General features: G+C 54.8%; 3 rRNA genes. All 3 read left to right on the top strand.

Annotated features, from left to right (window positions below):
- Positions 1-1,434, top strand: a 16S ribosomal RNA gene (locus tag CJ226_RS17690); the annotation flags it as partial.
- Positions 1,435-1,842: 408 nt separating this feature from the next.
- Positions 1,843-4,945, top strand: a 23S ribosomal RNA gene (locus CJ226_RS17680).
- A gap of 111 nt (positions 4,946-5,056) precedes the next feature.
- Positions 5,057-5,173: ribosomal RNA gene (gene rrf / locus CJ226_RS17675) — 5S ribosomal RNA — on the top strand.
- The last annotated feature ends 11 nt before the right edge of the window (positions 5,174-5,184 follow it).

Raw genomic sequence — 5,184 nt, 5'->3', positions numbered from 1 at the left:
GGATCAGTGGCGAACGGGTGAGTAACACGTGAGCAACCTGCCCCTGACTCTGGGATAAGCGCTGGAAACGGCGTCTAATACTGGATATGTGACGTGACCGCATGGTCTGCGTTTGGAAAGATTTTTCGGTTGGGGATGGGCTCGCGGCCTATCAGCTTGTTGGTGAGGTAATGGCTCACCAAGGCGTCGACGGGTAGCCGGCCTGAGAGGGTGACCGGCCACACTGGGACTGAGACACGGCCCAGACTCCTACGGGAGGCAGCAGTGGGGAATATTGCACAATGGGCGAAAGCCTGATGCAGCAACGCCGCGTGAGGGATGACGGCCTTCGGGTTGTAAACCTCTTTTAGCAGGGAAGAAGCGAAAGTGACGGTACCTGCAGAAAAAGCGCCGGCTAACTACGTGCCAGCAGCCGCGGTAATACGTAGGGCGCAAGCGTTATCCGGAATTATTGGGCGTAAAGAGCTCGTAGGCGGTTTGTCGCGTCTGCTGTGAAATCCCGAGGCTCAACCTCGGGCCTGCAGTGGGTACGGGCAGACTAGAGTGCGGTAGGGGAGATTGGAATTCCTGGTGTAGCGGTGGAATGCGCAGATATCAGGAGGAACACCGATGGCGAAGGCAGATCTCTGGGCCGTAACTGACGCTGAGGAGCGAAAGGGTGGGGAGCAAACAGGCTTAGATACCCTGGTAGTCCACCCCGTAAACGTTGGGAACTAGTTGTGGGGTCCATTCCACGGATTCCGTGACGCAGCTAACGCATTAAGTTCCCCGCCTGGGGAGTACGGCCGCAAGGCTAAAACTCAAAGGAATTGACGGGGACCCGCACAAGCGGCGGAGCATGCGGATTAATTCGATGCAACGCGAAGAACCTTACCAAGGCTTGACATATACGAGAACGGGCCAGAAATGGTCAACTCTTTGGACACTCGTAAACAGGTGGTGCATGGTTGTCGTCAGCTCGTGTCGTGAGATGTTGGGTTAAGTCCCGCAACGAGCGCAACCCTCGTTCTATGTTGCCAGCACGTAATGGTGGGAACTCATGGGATACTGCCGGGGTCAACTCGGAGGAAGGTGGGGATGACGTCAAATCATCATGCCCCTTATGTCTTGGGCTTCACGCATGCTACAATGGCCGGTACAAAGGGCTGCAATACCGTGAGGTGGAGCGAATCCCAAAAAGCCGGTCCCAGTTCGGATTGAGGTCTGCAACTCGACCTCATGAAGTCGGAGTCGCTAGTAATCGCAGATCAGCAACGCTGCGGTGAATACGTTCCCGGGTCTTGTACACACCGCCCGTCAAGTCATGAAAGTCGGTAACACCTGAAGCCGGTGGCCTAACCCTTGTGGAGGGAGCCGTCGAAGGTGGGATCGGTAATTAGGACTAAGTCGTAACAAGGTAGCCGTACCGGAAGGTGCGGCTGGATCACCTCCTTTCTAAGGAGCATCTGACGCTTCGGCGTCCAGAACCCAGATCGAAGGCGCACGTTCTTCGCTGGGAGCTCATGGGTGGAACATTTGACATGGCATCGAGATTGTTTCTCTGATTAGTACGCAGCTTGCTGCAGGAACGTTGGGGGGATGGGTTTCGGTGCCTGCACGCTGTTGGGTCCTGAGGGACCGGATGCGGGTCTTTCGGGATCTGGTCTGTACCTCTGGGCCTCTTGTTGTCTCTCCGGTTGGGGAGGTGGTGAGGGGTACCGCCCGTACTTTGAGAACTACACAGTGGACGCGAGCATCTTGCAACTGGTCTTTGATCAGTTGCGCAAGATGATCTTAAAGATCATTAGTCAATTTCTGATTCAGTCTTCGGACTGGTCGGGTTTTTGATCCAAACTCATGTGATTTCAAGTCTTTAAGAGCAAACGGTGGATGCCTTGGCATCTGGAGCCGAAGAAGGACGTAGCAATCTGCGATAAGCCTCGGGGAACTGATAAGCAAGTTTTGATCCGAGGGTGTCCGAATGGGGAAACCCCGCTGGGCGGCGTGCCGACCTAGTGACTCCCGCCTGAATATATAGGGCGGGTAGAGGGAACGTGGGGAAGTGAAACATCTCAGTACCCACAGGAAGAGAAAGCAACCGCGATTCCGTTAGTAGTGGCGAGCGAAACCGGATCAGGCTAAACCGAGTGTGTGTGATATCCGGCAGGAGTTGCATATTCGGGGTTGTGGGACTCACCAGTCAGTTCTGCCGAGCTGGCGACGTTACAGAAGCGTATAGACGAACGGTCTTGAAAGGCCGGTCATAGAGGGTGCCAACCCCGTAGTCGAAATGCGTGTTCTGGCGTGGAGAGTATCCCAAGTAGCACGGGGCCCGTGAAATCCCGTGTGAATCTGTCAGGACCACCTGATAAGCCTAAATACTCCCAGATGACCGATAGCGGACAAGTACCGTGAGGGAAAGGTGAAAAGTACCCCGGGAGGGGAGTGAAATAGTACCTGAAACCGTTTGCTTACAAACCGTTGGAGCACCCCTGGTAGGTGTGACAGCGTGCCTTTTGAAGAATGAGCCTGCGAGTTAGCGATATGTGGCGAGGTTAACCCGTGTGGGGTAGCCGTAGCGAAAGCGAGTCTGAATAGGGCGATTCAGTCGCATGTCCTAGACCCGAAGCGAAGTGATCTATCCATGGCCAGGTTGAAGCGACGGTAAGACGTCGTGGAGGACCGAACCCACTTAGGTTGAAAACTGAGGGGATGAGCTGTGGATAGGGGTGAAAGGCCAATCAAACTTCGTGATAGCTGGTTCTCTCCGAAATGCATTTAGGTGCAGCGTTGCGTGTTTCTTGCCGGAGGTAGAGCTACTGGATGGCCGATGGGCCCTACAAGGTTACTGACGTCAGCCAAACTCCGAATGCCGGTAAGTGAGAGCGCAGCAGTGAGACTGTGGGGGATAAGCTTCATAGTCGAGAGGGAAACAACCCAGACCACCAACTAAGGTCCCAAAGCGCGTGCTAAGTGGGAAAGGATGTGGAGTTGCTCTGACAACCAGGAGGTTGGCTTAGAAGCAGCCACCCTTGAAAGAGTGCGTAATAGCTCACTGGTCAAGTGATTCCGCGCCGACAATGTAACGGGGCTCAAGCACGCCACCGAAGTTGTGGCATTGACATTATTGGTAGGCCTTCGTGGTCCAGCCGTGTTGATGGGTAGGAGAGCGTCGTGTGGCCAGCGAAGCGGCGGTGGAAACCAGCCGTGGAGGCTACACGAGTGAGAATGCAGGCATGAGTAGCGAATGACGTGTGAGAAACACGTCCTCCGAAAGACCAAGGGTTCCAGGGTCAAGCTAATCTTCCCTGGGTAAGTCGGGACCTAAGGCGAGGCCGACAGGCGTAGTCGATGGACAACGGGTTGATATTCCCGTACCGGCGAAGAACCGCCCAAGCTAATCCAGTGGTGCTAAACGTCCGAGCCTTCACATCGTTGCCTTCGGGTGACACCGTGGAGGGGAGCACGTGACCCCATGCTGGTGCGGTTAGCGTATTAACAGGTGTGACGCAGGAAGGTAGTCCAAGCCAGGGGATGGTTGTCCTGGTGCAAGTGCGTAGGCCGAGTCGTAGGCAAATCCGCGACTCATACAGGCTGAGACACGATGCGGATAAAAAGTGGATGATCCTATGCTGCCGAGAAAAGCATCGACGCGAGGTTCTAGCTGCCCGTACCCCAAACCGACTCAGGTGGTCAGGTAGAGAATACCAAGGAGATCGAGAGAATCGTGGTTAAGGAACTCGGCAAAATGCCCCCGTAACTTCGGGAGAAGGGGGGCCTTCGACGTATTAGGACTTGCTCCGAAAGCGTTTGGAGGCCGCAGAGACTAGTGGGTAGCGACTGTTTACTAAAAACACAGGTCCGTGCCAAGTCGCAAGACGATGTATACGGACTGACGCCTGCCCGGTGCTGGAAGGTTAAGAGGACCGGTTAGCCGCAAGGCGAAGCTGAGAATTTAAGCCCCAGTAAACGGCGGTGGTAACTATAACCATCCTAAGGTAGCGAAATTCCTTGTCGGGTAAGTTCCGACCTGCACGAATGGCGTAACGACTTCCCAACTGTCTCAACCGCGAACTCGGCGAAATTGCATTACGAGTAAAGATGCTCGTTACGCGCAGCAGGACGGAAAGACCCCGTGACCTTTACTACAGCTTGGTATTGGTGTTCGGTGTGGCTTGTGTAGGATAGGTGGGAGACTTTGAAGCGGTGACGCCAGTTACCGTGGAGTCATTGTTGAAATACCACTCTGGTCACTCTGGATATCTAACTTCGAACCGTAATCCGGTTCAGGGACAGTGCCTGGTGGGTAGTTTAACTGGGGCGGTTGCCTCCCAAAAAGTAACGGAGGCGCCCAAAGGTTCCCTCAACCTGGTTGGCAATCAGGTGGCGAGTGTAAGTGCACAAGGGAGCTTGACTGTGAGACTGACAGGTCGAGCAGGGACGAAAGTCGGGACTAGTGATCCGGCAGTGGCTTGTGGAAGCGCTGTCGCTCAACGGATAAAAGGTACCTCGGGGATAACAGGCTGATCTTGCCCAAGAGTCCATATCGACGGCATGGTTTGGCACCTCGATGTCGGCTCGTCGCATCCTGGGGCTGGAGTAGGTCCCAAGGGTTGGGCTGTTCGCCCATTAAAGCGGTACGCGAGCTGGGTTTAGAACGTCGTGAGACAGTTCGGTCCCTATCCGCTGCGCGCGTAGGAAGTTTGAGAGGATCTGACCCTAGTACGAGAGGACCGGGTTGGACGAACCTCTGGTGTGTCAGTTGTTCCGCCAGGAGCACCGCTGATTAGCTACGTTCGGGATGGATAACCGCTGAAAGCATCTAAGCGGGAAGCCGGCCTCAAGATGAGACTTCCATACCTTCGGGTGAGAGGCTCCCAGCCAGACTACTGGGTTGATAGGCCAGATGTGGAAGCACGGTAACGTGTGCAGCTGACTGGTACTAATAAGCCGATGACTTGATAACACACCGTTTGTTGGTGCTTGCGTCCACTGAGTGGTTCTCGATGTACGGTCGAGAACTACCTTCAACAATGATTCATCATTGCTTTAGGTTTGATTGAAACATCAATAGTGTTTCGGCGGCCATAGCGTGAGGGAAACGCCCGGTCACATTCCGAACCCGGAAGCTAAGCCTCACAGCGCCGATGGTACTGCAGGGGGGACCCTGTGGGAGAGTAGGACACCGCCGGACTCCTTTTAGTC

Origin of the sequence: Microbacterium sp. UMB0228 (genome assembly GCF_002871415.1) — a bacterium.
GTDB lineage: Bacteria > Actinomycetota > Actinomycetes > Actinomycetales > Microbacteriaceae > Microbacterium.
The sequence above is the reverse complement of the archived record's forward strand: the minus strand, read 5'-3'. Positions and strand labels throughout refer to the sequence as shown.